The organism is Salinigranum salinum (assembly GCF_009176545.1).
GTDB lineage: Archaea > Halobacteriota > Halobacteria > Halobacteriales > Haloferacaceae > Salinigranum > Salinigranum salinum.
The window spans coordinates 63965-85688 of sequence record NZ_VTOJ01000003.1; the positions used below are offsets into that span (position 1 = coordinate 63965).

The 21724-nt window shown below is 56.9% G+C and carries 17 protein-coding genes; 5 read left to right on the plus strand and 12 right to left on the minus strand.

The genetic code is table 11. The annotated features are described in order from the left end of the window. Nucleotides 1-2 precede the first annotated feature (2 nt). From FZP69_RS21695 to FZP69_RS21705, 3 genes are all read right to left on the minus strand, one after another. The gene (locus FZP69_RS21695) at nucleotides 3-290 is read right to left on the minus strand and encodes a hypothetical protein (RefSeq protein ID WP_152043512.1); all 288 of its coding nucleotides are present in this window, start codon (nucleotides 288-290) and stop codon (nucleotides 3-5) included. Between the two features lie 3 nt (nucleotides 291-293). Then, nucleotides 294-1241: a hypothetical protein gene (locus FZP69_RS21700; protein ID WP_152043513.1), complete on the minus strand. Its 948-nt coding sequence runs from the start codon at nucleotides 1239-1241 to the stop codon at nucleotides 294-296. A 250-nt stretch (nucleotides 1242-1491) separates the two neighbouring features. After that, nucleotides 1492-2514, minus strand: a complete 1023-nt coding sequence (locus tag FZP69_RS21705; RefSeq protein WP_152043514.1) for a Cdc6/Cdc18 family protein — start codon at nucleotides 2512-2514, stop codon at nucleotides 1492-1494. A 1093-nt stretch (nucleotides 2515-3607) separates the two neighbouring features. Here FZP69_RS21705 and FZP69_RS21710 point away from each other — a divergent pair. Then, nucleotides 3608-5116, plus strand: a complete 1509-nt coding sequence (locus FZP69_RS21710) for an orc1/cdc6 family replication initiation protein (RefSeq protein ID WP_152043515.1) — start codon at nucleotides 3608-3610, stop codon at nucleotides 5114-5116. Nucleotides 5117-5393: 277 nt separating this feature from the next. On the opposite strand, the gene FZP69_RS21715 is transcribed toward FZP69_RS21710, so the two are convergent. From FZP69_RS21715 to FZP69_RS21745, 7 genes are all read right to left on the minus strand, one after another. After that, nucleotides 5394-5783, minus strand: a complete 390-nt coding sequence (locus FZP69_RS21715) for a hypothetical protein (protein ID WP_152043516.1) — start codon at nucleotides 5781-5783, stop codon at nucleotides 5394-5396. A gap of 120 nt (nucleotides 5784-5903) precedes the next feature. Beyond that, nucleotides 5904-7505, minus strand: a complete 1602-nt coding sequence (locus FZP69_RS21720) for an ATP-binding protein (RefSeq protein WP_152043517.1) — start codon at nucleotides 7503-7505, stop codon at nucleotides 5904-5906. 327 nt (nucleotides 7506-7832) lie between these two features. Continuing rightward, nucleotides 7833-9899: a hypothetical protein gene (locus tag FZP69_RS22840; protein WP_192918701.1), complete on the minus strand. Its 2067-nt coding sequence runs from the start codon at nucleotides 9897-9899 to the stop codon at nucleotides 7833-7835. Next, a complete protein-coding gene (locus FZP69_RS21730; RefSeq protein WP_152043519.1) occupies nucleotides 9900-12293 on the minus strand; it encodes a VirB4 family type IV secretion system protein in 2394 nt (797 codons plus the stop codon). It abuts the gene before it with no gap. A 36-nt stretch (nucleotides 12294-12329) separates the two neighbouring features. Beyond that, nucleotides 12330-13946, minus strand: coding sequence for a DUF7139 domain-containing protein (locus FZP69_RS21735; protein ID WP_152043520.1), 1617 nt, complete (start codon nucleotides 13944-13946; stop codon nucleotides 12330-12332). Further along, nucleotides 13936-14421 carry a hypothetical protein gene (locus FZP69_RS21740; RefSeq protein WP_152043521.1) on the minus strand — a complete coding sequence of 162 codons (486 nt, stop codon included), beginning with the start codon at nucleotides 14419-14421 and terminating at the stop codon, nucleotides 13936-13938. The genes FZP69_RS21735 and FZP69_RS21740 overlap by 11 nt, the downstream gene beginning before the upstream one ends. 5 nt (nucleotides 14422-14426) lie before the next feature. Continuing rightward, nucleotides 14427-14612 carry a hypothetical protein gene (locus tag FZP69_RS21745; protein WP_152043522.1) on the minus strand — a complete coding sequence of 62 codons (186 nt, stop codon included), beginning with the start codon at nucleotides 14610-14612 and terminating at the stop codon, nucleotides 14427-14429. Between the two features lie 1048 nt (nucleotides 14613-15660). On the opposite strand from FZP69_RS21745, the gene FZP69_RS21755 reads away from it, so the two are divergent. Continuing rightward, the gene (locus tag FZP69_RS21755) at nucleotides 15661-16251 is read left to right on the plus strand and encodes a hypothetical protein (RefSeq protein WP_152043524.1); all 591 of its coding nucleotides are present in this window, start codon (nucleotides 15661-15663) and stop codon (nucleotides 16249-16251) included. A gap of 160 nt (nucleotides 16252-16411) precedes the next feature. Further along, complete coding sequence (locus FZP69_RS21760; RefSeq protein WP_152043525.1) at nucleotides 16412-18628, plus strand: hypothetical protein; 2217 nt, start codon at nucleotides 16412-16414, stop codon at nucleotides 18626-18628. Nucleotides 18629-18639: 11 nt separating this feature from the next. On the opposite strand, the gene FZP69_RS21765 is transcribed toward FZP69_RS21760, so the two are convergent. Beyond that, nucleotides 18640-19143, minus strand: coding sequence for a metal-dependent hydrolase (locus FZP69_RS21765; RefSeq protein WP_152043526.1), 504 nt, complete (start codon nucleotides 19141-19143; stop codon nucleotides 18640-18642). A 330-nt stretch (nucleotides 19144-19473) separates the two neighbouring features. Between FZP69_RS21765 and FZP69_RS21770 the strand changes: the two genes are divergently transcribed. Then, nucleotides 19474-19965 (plus strand): hypothetical protein, encoded by a 492-nt coding sequence (locus FZP69_RS21770; protein WP_152043527.1) that lies wholly within the window; start codon nucleotides 19474-19476, stop codon nucleotides 19963-19965. Between the two features lie 109 nt (nucleotides 19966-20074). Here the strand turns inward: FZP69_RS21770 and FZP69_RS21775 are convergent, their stop codons facing one another. Further along, on the minus strand, nucleotides 20075-20407 hold the full coding sequence (locus FZP69_RS21775; RefSeq protein ID WP_152043528.1) for a hypothetical protein: 333 nt from the start codon (nucleotides 20405-20407) through the stop codon (nucleotides 20075-20077). A 654-nt stretch (nucleotides 20408-21061) separates the two neighbouring features. On the opposite strand from FZP69_RS21775, the gene FZP69_RS21780 reads away from it, so the two are divergent. Then, nucleotides 21062-21436: a hypothetical protein gene (locus FZP69_RS21780; RefSeq protein WP_152043529.1), complete on the plus strand. Its 375-nt coding sequence runs from the start codon at nucleotides 21062-21064 to the stop codon at nucleotides 21434-21436. The last annotated feature ends 288 nt before the right edge of the window (nucleotides 21437-21724 follow it).

Genomic DNA, 21724 nt, shown 5'->3' on the forward strand with positions numbered 1-21724 from the left:
TCTCACCGACGCCTCGTCGTCGGGATATCGCGCTCGGTCTCCTCTGCTTCTTCGATCTGTGTCTCCAGCTCGTCGAGTCGCCGCTCCTGTGCGAGTGCGATCGCGACCAGCACTGGGATGACCGGAGACTGGTGGTTCAGGTGCCCGGCCGCATCGGCGTGGTTGCGGGCGTGAGTGAGCAACCGGTCGAACCGTTCCTGATCTTCGTATCGGAGCGCTCGTCGAAACGGTTGCCAGCGGTCCTCGATCGCTCGGAGTATGTCTCGGAAGGTCGGATTCGTTCGTCCCATTACTTACCAGCCTCCCTGGCCGGGGACGACCGTCGTCGCCGGCGTCGGCTTCGTCTCGGTTCCACTGGTGCTCGCGACCTCGGGATGTCGAGTCCCGAGAATCTCCCGCCAGAACGCGAACGTCGTCTGGACGATTCCCTCATCAACAGGATACACCAGCGTCTCGAACTCCAGCGCGTCACACTCAAAGCGTGGCCCGAATTTCGTCTGTTCGAGCGAGATCGTGATCGATGCTTGCTCGATCGGCGCCGCATAGTCGTCGTTCCGAGTTCGGGTCACGAGTACCGGAAGATTCTGGTCGCGAGCGGCGGCCGCGAGGACAGCCAGGGCTCGAACGAGAAGTTCCCTCGAGGCCGATTCGTTCAACGCTCCAGCACGGTAGAGCGAATCAAGCGCCGGACAGACCAAGACAGCGGGCCGATCGGTTGATGGCGAACCGAATGGACCCTCAACTGCTCCACGAAACCATCGATGGATCTGTTCGACGAGCGTGTGATGCTGATGCGTCGTGAACGCCCGGGCGACGTGAACCCTCTCCAGGGCTCGTTCGGACGGCGCGATGCTGGCCAGGGTATGGGTGGTCGCATGGCCCTGTGCGTCGATCCAGACGACGTCCCCACCAGCAGAAAGTGCGGTGTCGAGCGAGAGCGCGTGTAGCGAACTGATCACAGCCTTCCGACGTCGCCGCCCGCCAGTTACATCGGGCTCCAAGAGGTAGACGTCGTCCTCGAGGGTCGGGAGCTCGGGGATGGACACCTCACCATCCCCGGCCGTCACGACCGATCCCTCAATTTCGCCAGTCGATCGTTGATGAGCTCGTTGTCCCAGGAGGTCCTCTCGACTGGCACCTGGCCACCGACGATCGCCACGCAACGTCGATACCTGCTCGTGCGACCGCTGAGTCTCGCTCAGCCCCTCGTCAGGAGGCTCCGATTCCATTTGTGATGACATCACCATCATTTGATATACCACGACCAGATAACCGATGGCGTGGCGGTTCCGGGTTTCCGATAGGCAAGAGAATTCGCTGCCAGTAGCCTTGAGCAGTTGAGCCAGGCCAATTCAACCGTCACTTCCGAATGGTTTCCGGAAATGTAGAAACGAGATAGTTTCCGATTTGGAGTTACCCCACATAGGGGACACTGAATCGGACGGCGTGGGGTAACTTCAAAGCCTCCACCTTCGTCTCCTTGAGTACGAATCATTCGGCGTCAACGAATCCGTCTCGGACACGGTACACCCGGTTGGGTCCGCGCCCAGCCGCCTCTACAAGATTATATTTTGCGAGCTTCTGAAGCCACGACCGGACGGTTCGCTTCGTTCGGGGATCGTCGACCTGGTCGGCGTACTTGTCGTAGAGATCTCGTGGTGCCAGCTCTTCTTCCTCGTGGAGGATCTGGAAGACGAGACGTTGCTCGGGGCGGAGTGATTCGAGATTTTTCGAGCGAACCTCTCGGCGGGCAGCAGGGATCGCTTCGCGAACGTGCTCGTCTGTAATGACCTCGGTCGATTGTCGATCGGCTCGACGAGCTGCACTCCGGAGTATGCTCAGTCCAACACGGGCGTCACCCGCCGCGGCGTCGGCAATCCATCGTAACTGTTCGGTCGTGATCGCGTCGAGAACGAGGCCGTGTTCGGCGCGGGCTGCGATGATGTCAGTGAGTTCGTCGATGGAGTAGCGATCGAAGTGAATCGTCTCGGCGGTTTGCATCCGGGATCGGACGCGATCGTCGATATCAGCAAGCAGCTCTTCCTCGTCATTCGTGATGAGGACGAATGAGAAGGGCTCCAACCGATAGAGGTCGTACACCAGCCGTGCATCGTCCAGTTGATCGACCTCGTCGAGCGTGACGATCACTGGTGGCCCGTCATAGTCCGCGAGTCGATCGAGGAGTTCGTCATGTGGAGTGGACTGACGATGAATGTCCACGGTTCGACCGAGTCCCTCGAGGATGCGGTAGATTGCTTTGAATCGCGAGTAGGACTGCCAGCAGTTGACGTGGACCGACTCGACGTCGAGGACGCTTTCGCGAAGTCTGCTGACAACGAACTTCGTGATTGTCGTCTTCCCAGCCCCCGATGGCCCGGTGATCAGAGCTGGTTCAGCAGGATCGTTGTTTGTGACCGGTTCAAGGACGTGGGAGAGGGCATTGACTTCAGCATCTCGATGAACGACGTCGCTCGGGACGAAGCCTTCGCGAAGCACCCGAGCATCCTCGATCATCAATTACTGTACGAATGCTTGAGCCGATGGTATAAACGGCAGGGGGTCATTTCCGAGTTTCCGGGTAGTTCACGGAAGGAGAGCTATGATTCGTTAGTTACCCCCACGTAGAGGAAGACAGTCGGAGAGTGTGGGGTAACTCTTGTCGATAGCATCTCTTTCCCAACAGAGAGAGCGGAGTCAAGACGATCGAGAGAATGTCTCGGTGATGCCAACCCCCACCCCCCTTTGTCGAGTTGTAAGAGACCGGGGCGTGAGGTCCTTGAGAAGGTGGCAGCAATTGCATTTCTCGCGGAAAGCAACGAGAGGGACGCTGAGGCGGGGAGATACTCAAGAGTTTGAACCAACAAACAACAACGAAGACAGCGCGTCGATTATCTAGCCAAGGCTAGATATCTTTTATTGATTCGACCTATTACGGAGTCAGTTCAAACAGCTAGGTAATAAAGATTTGCTTTATAGTATATTGATGTTAATCCTCGAGTTCTGGGGCGTCAAGACGTCGATATCGCCCGTTTCTCCGTTTTCGAGGCGTCTCATGGTATCTCGGGTGGGTCCACCTCTCGACGTTTACAACTCGACAAAGGGGGGAGGGAGTACCCCCTCGTGTTTCGGAGCTGTCCTTGATCTTTTGCACCTAATCTCTCCGTGGTCCTCTTCTCTACTCTCTCAATCTACTCTCTCGTGCGGGATATTAGCAGTCTATTCCCGGACATGGATTCTTGCGTCTCCTGGTCGATTACTCAAACGGGCGATCAGGACATCGACTAAATCTCGCGTGATGCCATTACCACGACAAATGCTCGAATAGAATCGATACTATTCGGTGAGCTCGATCAAAGAAGTGTGGCCTGCTTGAGATCGAGATCTCTTACAACTCGACAAAGGGGGGTCTCCACTCCGTGGTACAAATTCGCAGACAGCGGGACGTTACAACTCGATAACGGGGGGTGCGTTCGCCGGTTAGATCACGATGAAGGTTGGGCAGGTAAACCGGGATTCAACCGTTCTAATACTCGTGTCTGGGGATATCTGGGAGTTACATCCCATCGATGGTTCACTTTTTTATATCCGGGCGTGTACGTCTCCCCCAATGGAGCACGACGGTCACTCGTCCGACCCGACCGGGGGAGAACCCGAGGATATCCCGGACGCGCAAGAACCTGATAGCCAGACAACCCAAGAAACACTTGCCGACTCGGATGACTCCGTGAGTGACCCGGATCCCAATTCTGCTAGTGATAACGATACAACAGGCAATGAATTATCGTCTAACGGCGGCGCGGTCTCGTCCACTACATCTTCTGAAGGACAGATCTCTATTCGCGAGCGACTCCAATCGCAATCGACCAGTAGCGTGTTCGCTGAAAAGGACCTGGTCCGCCCCGAGACGATCATTGACGAGGACCGGATTGTTGGTCGAGACGACCAACTAGAGCGGGTAATCGATAATCTTCGTCCCGCCTTGCAGGGAGCCGGTCTCCCAAATATGCTTCTCAATGGACCGTCCGGCACTGGGAAGTCTCTGATCATAAATTCGGTCTGTAAACAGATCGTCGACCTCTGCGAGGGGCAAGACCAGCGATTCGGTGTCATCAGTCTAAATTGTGAGCGACCGAGTTCGCTTGATCAGGCCGTCTATCGGCTCGTAAAGAGCGTTGCTGACGATGTCGGTGTCGAAGTTGGCGTGCCACAGACCGGCGTCTCGACCGACCTAAAATTCGAGCGCTTATTCGACATGATCAACGAATACTACGACTCGGTTATCTTCATCCTCGACGAGATCGACCTTCTCGTGGGCCCGTATGACGACAACGCCTTCTCATCTCTTCTGTATCAACTCTCGCGAGCAGAAACTCTGGGAAACATAGAGGGGAGCGTCTCTGTGACGGCTCTCACGAACTATACTCACTTCCTGGAAGATCTTAGCAGCCGAGCCGAGAGCTCGTTCAACCCCGATGATATCTTTTTCGACGACTACGACGCGAATCAACTCCAAGCAATACTCCGAAACCGTCGCGACGCCTTCAAAGAAGGAGCACTCGAGTCGGATGTTATTCCGCTCGTAGCCGCATTCGGATCGCAAACTCATGGTGATGCTAGAAAAGCCATCGATCTCTTCCGGTGGTCTGGGGAGATCGCCGAGCGAAACGGGGATGATGTCGTCACCGAGGAGCACGTTCGAACGGCCCAGGAAAAATACGACGAGAACCGAACCCTGCGTCACGTCAACGGCCTCGCTACACAGAAAAAATTAGCATTATACGCCACAGCAGCGGTTCAGCACTTTGCGAAGAATCCACCTGGAAAGGTCCCGGCTGGCGTTGGATACAACGTCTACCGGTTCATCGCTGAGTCGATTGGTGCAGATCACTACAGTCGTGAGACCTATGTTAACAAGGTCACCGAGCAGAAAACATACGGGGTCCTCGATTACGAAAGACGCGGACGGGGTCGAGGACGGGGTGTCCATATGTTCTTCTCTCTCGATGAGGATCCTGAAGACCTCCTCAACACGATAGCTGAGGACAGCAGGATCGGAGATATCGATGAAAACATGCTGCGTAGCGTCGTAAATGCTCAACTCTCGGACTTCGACTAACGGTCTCCTGTTCCAGTTACGGTTTCGCGTTACAACTCGATAATGGGGGGCCCTTACAACTCGATAACGGGGGGTGTTCAATCACCGCGGTATCAGGGGTGCCGTTACAACTCGACAACGGGGGGTCTTACAGCACGATAACGGGGGGTCGCGATCCACCAATGTGGCATGCAGCAATTATGATTCGGTAGGGAAGCAAAATCTCGTCCGAGAGTCCTCTATCGATGTGTGAATTCCGGCTGCGACCACAAGCAAAGCCCTGAGCTGAACGCATTGACTATCCCTTCGGATTTACTGGAGCAATATACTCGTTCTTCCAGGAATCACCTTCACGCCACTGCCAATAGAGGTACCTGTACGATTTCTCAGCGGTCTGTTTGGTCGTCTTGATCGTGATGTACGCTCCGCTCGCTGGGACGTCTTCATAATCTGCTGGATCAGTCGAGATTCCGCGCTCTTCCAGCTCCTCGAGTTCTTCTTCATCGACTTCTTCCTCGGCTCGCCGATCTTCGAGTTCTTGTTGACGCTGTCGTCGCTTCCACTCTGCGAGCTCATTTGCGTACGTCGCTACTGTCTCGAGCCGTTCTGGTGATTGCTTCTCAAGTGGCTCGCGAAGATACTTCGGTAGATCCGGTGCGGGTGGTTTCTCTGGAAACTCTTCACCCATAGTTACCCCACGATCGCCAGAGCATATCAATTTGTGGGGTAACTAAAGTGTACCGAGTAATACTCCCCTTCATCGAAGTGTAAACACGCTTCAGTCAGCCTCTCCCGGGGGAATTCCCAATCACTGATAGCCTACTGCCGAGTCATCATCTGTATCTGTGTCATCGGTGGGTGGTGTCATTTCGGAGGGATCATCGGGATCTGGTAGCGCGGAGCTCTCGTAAGCTCGTTCGATGTCAGCGACCCTTCTATCCAGTTCTGTGAACGAGGGGAAGTCGTCAATCGTGACGGCGTCACCATCTCGTTTTGCAGCCGATCGCTTCGCGTCGTCGACGAGATTCTCCAAGTCCGCTCCCGTGAACCCTCGGGTGTGGTCGGCCAATTCAGCGAGCTGATCACCAGACACCTCCGAAGGAACCCCCCTTAGTTTCGACTGGAGTATGGCGTGTCGTGCTTCCGAGTCCGGCAGGCCGATCTCGTAGTGTGCAGTCAATCGACCAGGACGGAGAATTGCTGGGTCGATATCACCCGGTCGGTTCGTCGCAGCGACAACGATGGCTTCGCGGTCGTCGCGAGTCAGATGGACCAGAAACTCGGTGGTGACCTTTCGGTCTTCGGCGTGTGTGTTTCGACTATCCGTCGCTCGCGCACCGAACAGGTGCTCGGCTTCGTCGATGAAAATAACACTGGGGCCAATTCTCGACGCCTCGTCGAAGAGCTGTTTGATTCGATCTGGTCCTTCATTGATCCATTTGCTCGTGACGTCTGAGGGGCTCAACTCCACGAATGGGATATTCAGCTCGCCAGCGAGCGCGCGCGCAAACAGCGTCTTCCCCGTTCCGGGTGGACCATAGAGGAGAATTCCTCTCTCGGGCTGGATACCGAAGCGATCGAAGCGATCGTCGCCACGTTCTGCAGCTCGTAGCGGTTCAATGATGTCCTCAACGAGGGTCTGCTTCACGTCGTAGTATCCGCCAATGTCATCGAATCGGATTAAGGAGTATCCCCAATCGTAGTCGGAATTGGTGAACTGCTCACGACGGGGGCCTGAATCGACCCCGGTATCGCTCTGATTTGAATGAGAGGTGGTTCTACTTTTCCCTCCGGATGATACTCGTGAATTTCCTTGCCGTTCGGTGCCAGAATCCGTGTGAGCGAGATGTTCAGAATTATCGGTTTCCTGTTTGGTCTTATCTCCTGTGCCTTGTAATGAAGATACAGTTGCCTCATCTATGATCAAGCTAACAGTAATGACGGCAGAAAGGAGACCAATTAGGAAAATACCGGCTTGAGAGGTTCCTGCCGGCAGCGTCACGACTTCTGAAAATAGCCAACGAACAATAGAATAAACGGTAGTAATCAAGCTGAACAAGATAATCGTTGACAGGAGAGGGGGAGGAATATCTGCTTCACGGGCAACTCCGAATATCGCTCCCAGAATGAAAGAGGACCCTCCTATTATGAGGAAGTTCCATGGTGTGAGTGGGATATCCAAGAACGGAAGTGCGATTTGAGTAAACGAGTAGACTATTCCGACTAGTATAAAAACAAAAACAAGGGATCCCCAGAGACCGAGAGGAGATTCAGCACGTAGTACTGACTTATTTCTGTACTCGTCTTTAGCGCGGCTAAGTGATCCCAACGCTCGGTCAAGAAGGAATATCACGCCATCACCGGCAAGGATGACAGTGAGGGCGGCAGCGAACGCGATTGGGGTTGTCATGGTTCTTGGAATGGGTCACGTGATGTTTTCTACGATCGTGATTGACTGGGCAAGCAGTGAAATCGGCGTCGGGTTCTCACATCGATGGCCCGAACGGGGGCGGGCACCGATGTCAAAGACCTCTGGAGTGATTTATGGATGCGATTTGAACGCTGATGCAGGGATCCTTGATTTGTGACTTTCCCACGGGCGTTCTCTTTGTGTCCATCAGTTATTCTATAATATAAACTCTCGCCCAGGAAAGTGAGGTATTGAGGGAAGGGGGTAGACGACACGTGATGGACATCAACTCCGAGTAGAGGTCCGTAGTGGCGAGATACATTCCATTTAGAAGACGCCCGATTCATCGACGTCCTGCGATTGTGCATCCGATTCAACGTTATGGTCTTTACTCAGTGCATGATCTGTTACCCTTTCAGATTCGATAGCAACTGCTGAAGAAGGACCAGTAGAATCATCCGCATGATCATCAGGGGATTGGGTTGGACTCTCGACGTTAGAACCAATAAGAACATTCTTGGCTCGCGATGTCGGAGCGGACCCTCCGATGGACCTCCCAATACGATGGCTTAGGTAAGGACTCCGCGTGGCTCCACCGAGCATGGCTGCCGCACCGATTTTCCCACTGGCTACTACTACTTTTCCTCCAGTTCTACCTGTCGTTCCGGTCGTCCTCGCCACTCGTTTAATTCCTCGACCAGCCGTTCTTGCATCGCTCGTACGTCGAGCCCATGTGTCAGATGTCGCGGCAGCTACACTTGCACGCTCAATTTCGGTATCGTGCGTTCCCGTGACATCGAGGGTTTCTTGCCTTCCATCTACTGCCTCGTAATTCGCTGCGTAGACTCCTTGCCCCCCGCTGGTTTCGCCTACCTTTTCCACGGGGACAGTGGATATATTTTGATTTGGTTCAGCGCCAGGGTTGACCAGTCCTCTGTTTGCGGCTTCTTGTATATCGATCTCGCCAGTTTCACGAGCCTTATTGAGGAATCCTGCGTTCGCTTGGTGAGTCGCCGCTTGTTCTGCATAGCCAGCTTCTCGGGACCGCATAGTGTCGACTACCGATGATCCGGTGGCAAAGCGACCTCCTTTCGTCCCCACCTGTTTGGCCCATCCACTGAAACCGCGTAATCCGTCGTTGATTCCGTCGGTAACACGACCTCCGAACGGCTCTGGCTTCTTAGATTTCGCCCACGTACCGATGCGCTCTCTAGGCGAGGGAGCATCGGCCTCCGCCTGGCTTTCATCGAGGTTCGTGGAGAGTGTGTCCCCGAGACTCTGACGCAGTCCACTTCCAATAGTGGAGTTGTCGGTAGCTGCAGATGGATCGATCGCTCCCCCACCCGCACTTCCGGCCGAGGCTCCAGCAGCTCCTGACGAACCACCAGCACCTCCGGCGACAGCTCCGCCACCAGCACTCCCGCCTCCAGCAGCACCGGCGCCGCCAGCAGCCGCACCAGCACCTCCGGCGGCGACCCCGCCACCAATAACGGTGGCCGCACCAACGGCCGCTACGGTCGCAGCGATTGCCATCCCGAAGGCGTCACCGACGCCCATCGGCTGCCCCGCCCACGAGATCACCTTGTAAACGACTACGAACAGGACCAGTGGCATTAACAGAACGAGGACAATCGAGACTCCGAGTTCGTGGATGGTGCCTGCCACACCGCCCTGACCGGTGATGACACCACCAGTCATGATGACGGAGAATACCTTGAGTACGATCGCGATGACTGGACCGGCCAGCAGGGCGTAGACTCCCATTCGGAGGAAGACTGCCGCGAACTTACTCACGGATCTGAGTGGGCCCTTGTTCGGGTACCAGAGTACCGCAAAGAGCGGGCTCCCGATGAACACGACCCAGACGAGGAACCACCGGAGGACGAGCAGAATCTCCGAGAGAATGAACGCGGAAAACATCATGACCGCCATGATCGGGTAAAGGAAAATCCCGAGTAGCGTCCCCCAGCCATCGAGGAGATCGTTCGCGAACGTCAATTTGAACGACGCAGGGAGGAGCTCGACGGTGACTGCGTTGGTCGCGTCGATCGCGAACCCCCACAGGGGTTTCGAGATGGCGATGAAGAATAGGATCCCGACGCCACGAAGAACAAGCCCCCAGAGGGAGGAATCCCGATCATCGCTGAACGGCATCGCGATAAGACTCCCAGCGACCATGAGGGGGAGGAGCGCAATCGCGATCCCGGCGGTCTGGTCCCAGGCCGCAAGCGCATCAGCATTCCCCATCGGATTGGAGATCTCGAGTAGGGGACCGAACCCGTAGTCGATGATCTGGGAGATGACCTCTCCGCTCACCGCCTTGATTACCTGAGCAATCGCCCAGGCGATGGCATCAGGGAGAGCCCCGATCAGCTCGTCGAGTCCGAGGGGCATTCACCGCTCCTCCGAATCGGGCCTCTCTGGGTTCGACGCCCCGCCGTTCGTCCCGGTATCAGCTGCAGCCTTGGTCGCCGGCGTTTGGGTCTCGATTCCGTTCGAACCGAGGCTGTCCTCACCCATCTTCATCGACATCTCCAGGTCCATGTCGCGGCCCATCACCGATGGAAGATCCGTGAGTTCCATACTCTCTCCGGGCTCCTCGGACGTCTCCTGTCCGCCACCGATATTGGACGCGGCATCCGTGCCTTCGATATCGATGAGCCAGTCCCACGGGTCGAGTGAATCATCGAGGACGTGGTGTTCGAATGGGCCGCTACGAACCTCCAGTCGACGACGACCGTGGACGCTGGTCGCGAGCAGACACTCGGAGTAGTCGGAGTCCTGTCCCCTGGCGGCCGTTTGGATGAACCGAATCTCGTCCGTCGAGAGATTGTAGTATTTCTGCGTCTCGTCGGACACTGACTCAGCGTAGAACAGGCACTTCACGTCGCAGTTCTCGTAGACCTCTCGCCGCTCGGGCGTGCGAACGAACTCGTGTGCTGTCTGGGACATCAGCGTCAGTCCGGCCTCGTAGTGGCGAGCGTGTCGAATGAAGAGGTTGATCAAATCGCGGGCAGCCGGTCGGCCCAGGAGGTAGTGTGCTTCGTCGAATGTGACATCGACCTTGAACGGTGATTGCTTGGCCTCGAGATAGGCCCAGGACAACATTGCGTGCAAAATCAAGGGCATCTCGCCGGTGTCCGCGAAGGAACTCATGTCCATCACGACGACCCTCGAAGAAAGATCGAGGTTGGTCTGCCCGTTCAGATTGGCGTTCACGCCGCCTGGCTTGAACGACTCGAACTTCGGCTGGAGATTGATCGCGAGCTCACGGTGGTGATCGGAGGGAGCGACGAGCGTATCCGAAATCGGCACCCCTTCTGGCGGGACGTGGTCGTCTGGAATGTCGTGGACGTCGTGTGAGAGGACACCGAGCCGCCGGAAGTGATCGACCTCGTTCTGATCGATGATTCCCTCTTCAGCAGCTCGTTCGAGACCGCCGATGGCGATGACGTTCACCCCGCGAATCAGGTCATCGAAAATCGGCGACTGGCGGGAATACGTATCGTACTGTCCGAGGATGATTCCCCGTGAGAGATACGCGTAGTGTGCTGCTTGGATGAGCACGCCTTCTTCGCCACCGGACATCCCATCACGCTGCTCGAAGTGCGTATGGAGCATCTCGATGACCGACCGAATCGTCAGCGCGTATGTGTCGTCACCTCCCTCGAACTCGGCTTCCGCCGGAGGCGAGATGTCCAGCGGGTTAACCGTGTGCTTCCCGCCGAACCGGATCACCTCGCCACCGAGGGATGTCGCGAAATTGGGGTAGTCGTCACCGGCTGGGTCGAAGAGAATACACTGGACGTTCGGGTCCGCAAGGAGTCGACGGTAGATCTCCAGCTTCCGAAAGTAGGACTTCCCCGATCCAGTCTTCCCCGAGATTGCCATCGAGTGACCCGACAGGGCATAGCGGTTCAGGATAACCGGCCGCTTGGTGTCGTCGAAGCCGAACAGCACTCCCTCGGGATCGTAGATGGACGGCTCGACCAGATTGAAGAACGTTCCCAGGGCCTCGAGCTGGATCGGATGGGCGTTCCCGATCGTGTCGGTACACAAGGGAGCGACCGAGCCGTTTGCATCCAGTTGTTGGTGCTTGATTGCGGCAGTATCGACGTCCTGCTCGGCGAGGATTGCTTCGACACGGTCCAGCATGTCGTCCAGTCGTTCGCGGGAGTCGGCGACCAGCTCGATGTAGATCGAGACGTCGTACAGTTTCGTCGTCCCCTTGATGACGTTCTGGAGAATCCGTTCGAGGTCCTCGCGATCGAGCTGATCTTCGTAGGTATCAGTCCGACCTCGCTTCTGTTTCAGCGCCATCGACGTGACCGCCTGCGTGTAGCGCTTCTGGAGCTGTCGACGGGCGGCCTTGCCTTCTCTCGGCTTGATGTGCAGCGAGAGTCGGAGATTCACATCCGCGAGCGTGAGTGGGACGAGCCAGCCGAGGCTAACCTTCCGCGGAAGCGACGTCACAGTGAGGATAGTCGAGACCTTGTCGTCGCGGACCTGGAACTTCGGATAATCCTCGACGACGCGGGGAGCGACGATGCGCTTGTCCTGCTCTCCGCGTTCCTCGAGGGTCTCCCCTGGAGTGGCCAGCTTGACGTCTTCGGCCTTCATCTGGTAGGCCGCCCACTCGATATTCTCCGTGGTGGTCTCCTTGTCGAGGAGATTCAGATAGTCGATGGCATGGCGTGTCTCTTCGCCAGTTAGTTCGTCGATCGGCCGCCGCTCGGCTTCGTGATCGGACGTCTCGTTACTGAATGCGCCGGTGAGTTTTTCTAGCATGTCTGTGATCTAATTGTGACGATATCTGTGGCGGTGTCAGGCCTCTCGGTCGAGGTCCTCTGTGTCGGTCTCGTCCGCCGATTCTCGTGCCGATGGCTCCGACTGGACGATGGCCGAAGCCCCGCCATCTGTGACGGCACTCTGCGTCGCTGAAGGGAGACTCGAAAGGGCCGACCGCCGATGACGGAGGGAGAGAGCAACAGCAACGATGAGGACGAGTATCCCAACGCCGTAGATCTCCAGCACAGTTGTGGTTCGAGCCATGTCCGAGACGTCCCACGCCGCCGGGTAGGCCTCCTGAAAGAGATAGATCGCCGCGCCGGACACGGCACTCCCGATGCCGCCAACCGCTTGGACAACTCGAGACGACGGCAAGAGTACGACGAGGCTCAGGAAGAAGACTGGTACCGCGCTCGCGACCAGAATGAACGAGCCCTCTCGAAGGAGCAAGGAGTCCCCAGAACCTGCTGTCGTGACCTGTGGAGCCCCGCTGGCAGTGAAGGCGAGAAACGCACCGGCTCCGAGAAGAATTCCGAGCAGGAACATCAGTGCGCCCCCATAGACCGAGAGCGGGGTGGTGTATCGCGGACCGTTCCCGATCGGAGCGATATGTTGAGCGTACCACTGCAGTAACCGACTCCCACTGACCCGAGGAACGAATTCGGGAGCAACCCTACCGTCGAACGGATCCTCCTGGATCTTCGGGCGGACAGCCGGTTGCTCATCGGTTAGCTCATCGCGACGATCGGCCTGCTCGAAGGCGCTCTCAAGATCGAGTGGTTCGTGTGTTAATGGATCAGTCAGCGTCGATTCGTCCGGCTTTGTGAATACCGAATGGTCGAACGAAATCGGGGATTCGTGTCCGCGGTAGTAGTGGTACAGGACATCCAGTACCTTGCTCCGAGAGGCGAGAACATCCGTCGCGACCTCTGTTCGGGGCAGTTGAGCAGCGACCCGGTGAGCACGTGCCCAGACTTCGTCGAGATACGGATCTTCGTTCGGGACCTCTCGCGGAGGACCCCCTCCGGGGAGCATCTCGCGAATACCGTCGAACCGGCCACCATTCCCCGGTTCCTCTTCGCCTTTCGTCACTCCAACCGCGACGAGAAAACGCCGGTCACGAACCTCCCCCAGTCTGAGCGTTTGATCGAGCCACTCTGCATGTGCGTAGCGGCCATACTCGAGGAGTGGAGAATCATCGACGGAATCGACAGTGGCACTGATGCCTCCATCTGCTGCTGCCTCCTCGCCATCACCCCCTATACTGCCTTCTCCGGATTCAGAGCGGGTAGGAGATACGCTTTGAGCGGGCGACTCTGTCTCGTCCACGTCGTGATTATCTGCATTATGTACATTATGTACGTTTCCGACGAATTGGTCGTAATACTGCTGTGCGTCGAAGGACGTCGTGATCGTGAATACCTGGGTTGGAAACGACAATCCACGCAGGTAGGTGAGATAGGCTACGTAGAGATTCGATCGACGTTGTTCTGAGAGGGTCAACCACTCGCGTGGTTCCACCTCGACCAACATCGTGTACGATGTGGGCGTCTCGATGATACCCTGATTACGCACGTTTTCGAAGTTCAAGAGATCGAGCGTCGACTGCCCACCGCTAGATCGGGCCCCACTGCCCGCTGAATTACTGAACATCCGATCCACCTTCCTTGTCAGCAGTCACACCAGCTGTTGTCTCGGCGATCGGAACACCTCTTGCCGGAAGAGGCGTCAGCTCGTGCTCGACAGCGGCTGTGGCCTCCTCCAGCGGGGAGACATGTGGCGGGACGTCCCGCGTTATCCAGTCGTCACGGGTCGCATTCGACGACCGGTCGGGATGGGATATCCCCGGATGCTGCCAGGTATAGACGTTTGTGCTGGTCTTGTGACGAAGCACCGCCATCGTCCAGGACAGTGGACGCTGACCCGACGGCGTCTTCAGGAACACTGTTCCCCCGATAGCGATCCCACCCAGGAACAATGGGAAGGTGATGAGAAGCGGGAATCCAATTGTATGGAGAATCGCACAGGGGGCGAGAGGGATCGCCATCGACTCGACGAGGCGCCGTACCGAGAATCCCATGAACTTCGATTCGAGCAGGTTCGAGGCGACGGGGACGGAGTTCGACATCGCGATCACTCCTCACTCTCCCGGGCCTCGGTCTCCGTCCGGTCATACTCCTCGGGGAAGGGGCTCGTCGATTCGAGTCGTTCAGCTCCTCGGATCAACAGCCCTCGCCAGGTGAGCCCGTACTTGTCACGGATCGCGTCGAGTTGAGCGTACTGCGCCTCACTAGGGAAATTGACTCGTGTCGATTTCATGGTCTCAGTGATCCTCCCCCTCGCGAGCGTGTGCATCGGGCGCATCGAACTCGTATGCTGGTTCACCAGCTCCCCCGGGGGATGATTGCGCTTCCTCGGCTGCGGACAGCCGCCCCGGACTCCCATCGACTGTCGGGATATCCTCCGAGGCCGGATCGATCTCGCTTGCTTGTCTGGGTGAGGAGTGATCGCGATCGTGCTGTCCGTCGTTGGCGCTTGTTTCACGGGAAACACGGTGTCCTCGAGAGGAGCGCTGTTGCTCTGTTCGAGGCTCGCGACGAAGCGTTGGGGTTAAGCCACTCACGTCGACGGTCAGCTCCGTCGTCCCGTACTGTTGAGATCTGTCACCCCCCGTCTCTGGCTCGCCTGAATCGGGCGGTTCTCGGCCCCTTCTCGTGTGTTTGTGTTCGATACCTTCCTGTCCGTTCCTACGAGAAGCCCCCAGTTCGAGGGGGATGGCTACGATCCCCGCCATCGCTCCGGTGTGGTTCTTTCGACGGGAGTGGTCTGGAGTCCAGTTTCGGCTCGTGGAAGACCGGATCTAACTGGAGCAGCGCTTTCCGAAGATCATACCCTTCTACTTGACGAGCTCCCTGCAGGAGCATCCCCCGCCACATAACGCCGTGACGGTCGCGTACTTCACGTAGGAATTCGTACTCCTCTCGGCTGGCAAAGCGAACTTCGGCTTCAGGCATATCTCATGGTGATGGTGAATCGAGTGCTCAGCTGGCGCTCCCTCGAGAGACGGCAATCCGCCACGAGGTGGCTGAAATGCCGTCCCACAAGTGCAGATTTTCTCCTGCGAGCACGAGACAAAGGCACTCGTCTACGGTGATCGTCCGGCGGTTCATCGGATCACTCTGCGGGACCGCGGCACTTCTTTATTTCAAGACTGCGGCTTCCGCAAGGTTGCGGCAGCCGTGATTATGCGGAAGCCGCAACTCTGGAGAGTATTTGCGAATCCTTCCCGAATCGCGCTCCAGACGTCTACTGGTCGTCGATCTGGTCGTGGCGGCTCTGTCGACGTTCACTCGCTAGGGATCCACCCATGACGTACCTCACACCCGCCGATATTTTCGTCCAGTTCGCAATCGCACCCCTCGTCTCTCCGATAGTGTTCCTCGCCGGTATCGAGGGGTCTTTTCTCGGAGTATTGGCCGAGGCGTACGGTCCTGCTCAATCGATTCAGCATCTTCTGGGGATATTCGGCTCAGACGTGCCTCCTATCGCTGGTCCGTTCGTACTTCCACCGGAGTGGTTGGTCTCGATCGCAGCACCCCTGGTCAAGGCGGTGTCCGCTGTGAGATTCGTGCTTCCCCCACCGACCGGACCGCTCGTGTTCCCGGCCGAATGGGCGGTCCCTGTTGTCGGCTCGGCCGTGCTTCCTGCCTCCTTCGTTCCCCTCGATGTGAGTACTGCACTCGCGAACGCGGTCGACTTTCCCCCCTGGGTAGGCACCGTAACCAAGTACACCGGACTCTGTGTGTTCGTGCTCGGATTGATGGCCTGGTTATCCAGCTACGGATACCGGACTCGGATGTGGGGCCGCCGCGTTGCTGTATCCGGAATTGCGCTCACCGTCGCAGGGTTTGCCTTCGGAACTTTCGTTGACCTCCTGAAGTATGTCCTCACGCCGTAGTGAGGGTACGCGATGCTCGCTTCGAATCGGTTCCACCCTCTATCAGAGACTTCGAGAATCCGAGTGGCAGATCCGACCGGCACTTGCCTCGTTCCGCTTCTCGAAAGCCAGCTGTTTCAACCGAACGTGGCTCTCGACTATCGTAATCGTCCTCGTGGTCGTGAGCATCGTTTTCAATGCAGGCGTGGTCGCTCAGTCCGCGAGTTCCCCTGTGGTCCCTGAGCCTGTTCCCGGAGTTGACCGAACCTACAACGACACGTTCCGAATCTTGGCTAGCGAGGATGCCGATCCGTTCTATAACACCACGACGATTCAGGTCCCCGAGTATCAGGCTGACGGCACTGTTACGATCGTCAACGAGACCGTGGGAACGTACCCCTTCAAATTGGATGCCCGGAACCTCCGCCCCACAGAGACCCTGCAGACGGCGTATGGTACTGATGTGTATTTCACGTCGCTTCAAGATCAGGCTGGTACCATCCCGTATCAGGACACGTGGGAGCCGCTCGACAGCTACGTTTCGAGCGGGATGTACCTGAAAACCCGGATCTACCCACTCCAGAACGTTTCGTATGGGACTGCAACCAGCACTGACGGGAACTTCCGTGTCGAGGTCCTGAACACCAACGGGTACTGGAATCCTGTCTACAATGCCGAGGTCCTACCGGATTCATCGACAGACGGATATTACGTCGCAAACCCGTCGACAGCTCTTGTTCACGTCCCCGCAGGAGAGTGGATTATCACGCGAAAGGTAGATGCTCTTCGATCACTACTCCAGTATTCCGAATTAGCTTCCTCGGAGACGGTGGCGCGGGGTACTGCAGTCGTCCCGATGGAAGAGGGGTCAGAATTGTATCCGTCCGATGATGGGGCCAGCGCCGGACTCTACTGGCGGAGTGGTTCGTTTGACCTAGTCAGAGACGCGTATATCGGCGTGAGTGATATGCCGCCCGGCGTCTGGTACGAAGGGCAGTACGTCACGCAGAGTCACCAGACGAGCGCATACGTTCCGTGGGATTACCGGGTTCAGTCCCCGTCCGATCACACTGAGTCTGGGTCCTGTACGATTGGGAATAATACCTACTCTCTCACTCGCTGGGCGAATTACCGAATCCTTGATTCAAATACTACGGTCGATGTCTCTATCGAGAATGGATCGTCCACACAGCAAATGTACCCTCTCGGTGGTCCTGGAGGCGTCTGGAGTACATACGACGACATCAACGCCACCATTCACGAACTCGCTCCCGGGGATTACACTCTCTCAGCAGAGTTGACTGTTGAGGTCGAGCTGGAACGAGAGTACGGTGTCTCCAGTGCACGGTGTTCAGAATGGGATCGGCAAACAACACTTACCAGAAGCACGACTGTCCGCTACTCGGTCCCTGTCCACGTGATCGAAGTGGACTCCCCGGGCCTCGAGATCGAAGCCACGCTCTATGACAGGCCCGGGGACGATGTCCTTGTCATCGAGTGGAGTGGCGACCAGGAGCTTACGGAGATGCCCTGGCAGGACATTACGGTCACGATCGGGAATAAGACGGCTCGAATCGCTTCTCCATGGCATTTCTATTCCGTTTCACAGAACGACGCGGTCGAGGAGCGAACTGATAGCGGGACAGCAACGGTTGCGGCGGGGCATTCGTTCGATGATCAGTACCCGCGACTTCTCCGGAACCGAGTCGCCGTAGCGAACGTCACGGTTCGACTCGACGAGCGAGCAACCGCCCCGTCATGGTGGCGTGAAGATCTCGAGATCGTCGACGAGACTGTTCCCGGTACCTCGCTTCCGTCGACAGTCCTCGCTCCCGACAACGCGGGCACGACCTCTCTCTATCAGGAATACGCCGGCGTCATCCTCAGCAACGACGGTGCGATGGGTGAATCGGTGAGCATCGAAGCCCGAACGCCGTTCGATATGCCCGTTGACCAGACTACCATTGAGATCATCCCCTACGAGGAGTCGAAACTGGAACTCTGGGTGGAGGATACGAACGGAACGAGCACTCTCGTCATGCGATTGACCGACCCTGATACGGGGCTGCCGCTCTCCGGTCGGACCATCTCGCTCCGGGGGGCGGCGACGGATACAGTCACTACCAACAGCTCCGGGATGGCAACCGCTACCCCCGCTGGGACGAACATCATGGCTACATTCGAGGGCGATGACTGGAAGGACCCTCGTTCGACGTACTATCTTGGGGATACCGAGGGGGTCGTCACTGGATTCGGCGTGATCGGTGGGGTCACTGATCTCTTCGGCTATATCGATATGGGGATCTCGAACACCGTGCTCATCATCGAGTGGATTACGCTCGGCGCGTTCGCACTCTGGTGGGTTCGCTTCCGAGAGCAGACTCGCCGCCGATCATGACGGCCAAGTCTTCAGAATATCGAGGGGCTGGACCAGTATATCAACGCCGCAATCTGGGTCAGGAGTCCAAGCACGAAGAACGCTGTATTCCATATCCGTGACCCCGAACTGATCAGATCGAGTCGCATCGGGCTGGCCGAGAGCGGGTAGAGCGGTCGAATCGCGTGCTTCCCTCGCCCCTTCGTGAGGGCATCAGCAAAGAGATGCGAGAGAACGCCGAGATAGGCAGCAAGGGCTACGACGGCGCCGACCACCCACCCTTCTATGCCAACGATCGGGAATGCGAGTCCGGCTCCCATGATGAAGGCGGCAGCGGCTACGATCACTGCGAACCAGATCGTGTGCGTCCAGCCCCGGTGGGAAAGGACACCGAGTCGATATTCGGGAAGATCGAGGTCAGGTGTTCGGCACGTGAGGAACGCTGCGATGGTCATGAACAGCCCGATCACCCCGAATAGTGCCGTCAGTGGAGCCGTCAACAGGAGTGCTGCGCCTTGGTGGCCGCGTTTGAACATTATCTGAGCCTCGGTTGGACACCCATCCTCTCACTGCCTCGTATCCTTGGCACCACTTTCGTGACTACTGACCGATTGGCGTTCTTTCCCTGAGCCAGATGAGGTGACAACAACAGTAGATTCGCTAGGGATGTTGTAAATCTTGACCTGCGAATTCGGGGCACTACCCCCTGTTTTGCCCACATTCACTGAATGGGAAGGCGACTAACCTGCGTCGTCGATAGATGTTCGAGACGACTTGCGGGGTTGCGGCAGCCGCAACTTCTGAGTCTTTTTTATCCCTGCTTCCGGGGTACCGTGCATAGATTCTGACCAAGCCCCCAATCTCAGATGCCAACTCCGAGCCAACTCATCGAACCGGCCTTCAAATTCTTCATCATCGCGGAGGCTACCGCGAAGTACTTCGCCCTGATAGCACTCGTCATTGGTGCGATTGGCTGGTTTACTGCCGGCTCCAACATGGGGCGAGCCTTCCGATTTCGAGGAATGTTCGTCGGAGGGGCTGTCGCACTGCTCGCGATTTTCGGTTTGGCAGCTCTCTATGATCTGATTTTGTGGATCATGGGACCATCGTTCCTCCCGATCGGCTGGCCGTATGCTGCCGTTGGATTGACCGGGATCGCCCCGTTTGCACAGGCTCTCTCGGGTGTTCTTCACTACCTCGGTCTCGCGGCGTTCTCGATGGGGGCTACATTCTGGGCGATGGCTACCCATCGCTCGCGGATGTGGCAACGGGGGTATCGAGGAGTGACCCTGGGACTCGCGATGATCGCTGTTTCGGTGGGCGGGCAGCTGTTTTCGGTCTTCACGATCGTTCTTTAGATCAGGATGCCGACGGTACTCGGCATCCATCAGGATATTCCAGACAGATACGTCTCGAAAGTCCAATCGCATCTGATATCGGACAATATTCTTTAATTACGCTAAAATCTCATCCTCCAAGGATTACCATCGCTCCAAATCCAAATGTCGCGAGGCCAAGGCCGTAGAAGAGAAGTTTCTGATCTAAGCTTACGAATTGGTGTTGATCAATATGAGCATCTGCGAGTTGGCTATTCACATTATAAGATTCGCCTGTGGCCAACAGTTCCCCCGTACGGACGTCACCAACACCGAAGACGAACAGCAGGAGTACTAACCCGACAATAAATAGCGCTCCCACCGCAAATTCACTCCTAGTTATGAATCCGACAACTAGTACTGTAACACCGGCATATATTAGACCGTATCGCAACCCCCCGGAGCCGATTTTCTTCCAATCCATGAAATGAAATGTATATGCAAGCTAATCAATAATTTTCAGGATATCAATATAGTCATTTCTTGAGGAATGTAAGAGGGTATCTCATCTATTGCATCTTCTGAATCAATTTGGCTACGCTCCGTCTGAGTTTCAATCGGGACTCTTCTGGTAGTGGACGAAAAAAAGTGCGAGTGCTGAGGCAGCGCTCAATCCGAGTTCTCGTCGTCGGGATCGCCGAGGAGTCGACGGTAGTAGTCGTCGAGCTCCGCATGCGTTGGGAACCCGAACTCATCCAGAAGTGCGTTGACTGCCTGGTCGTACGTCATCTGGTTGAGTAGATCAGCCCGTTTGTAGGCTTCTAAACGCTTGATAGTTTCAGGGTGCACTGGAACCGAGTGCATGCTAGTCATCGAGACCACCTGTACGATTCACCGCACTGGCCGATTTCGGATCGGAGCCCATCTGTTGTTCACTTCGTTGGGGCTACGTGTCGGGGGCAGGAACTACGAGTCGTTCTCCCGTGTGAGGCAATAGCACATAACTGTTTCTCTGGATTGCCCCACCTAATGCGTAGGATTATCGGAATTCTTCCGCAACACTGCGGCTGCCGCAATCATGCGGAAGCCGCATAGTTGAAATAAATAAATCAAGACCTCCCCAACGGCTGGCCGTGCGATGAGGTACAAAGCGCATTTCCGCCAACTGACGAACCGCCCCGGTTTCACGACCCTGCTCATCACCGTCCTCGTCGCGGTGATGCTCTTCACGGGCCCGGTCGCTGCACAGACTGCCCCTACCGGCGGTGGTGGCGGCGGAACGGCCGACTACATGACGATCCTCACCGACCTGTACCAGGTCATCTACGACACGCTACAGTACGTGGGTCTGGCGACCCTCGTGTTCGGCGCGATCGTCTGGTTCACTGCCCGGAAGAACAGCCAGCGCTCCGAGACGGGCATGAAACTCCTGATCGGTGGCGCCGCGATGACGGTGTTCTACTTCGGGCTGGGGGCCTTCGTTGCCCTGCTTGAATGGATCGCCACGCCGTGAGGGTACTCCCTGAACCGCAACAGGAGTCCGGTCACCGACCGGCCGGAGCCTGACTAACTAGCGATTCGCGACGCTCACTCGCGAACGATACGACATTCTTCATGTGTCACACAATCGACGTCCACAGAGCAGCCGCGTATAGCCGTCCCTCGTCTGTTGTTGCCGAATACGGCTATCCCCGGATAGTCGTTCCTTCCCGCGAGGCTGGCCATGAGTAGCCCTGGATCGAGTCGGCGACGTCGCGACGTCGACACCTCGACCGATCGTACGACGGACTTTCCGACCGTC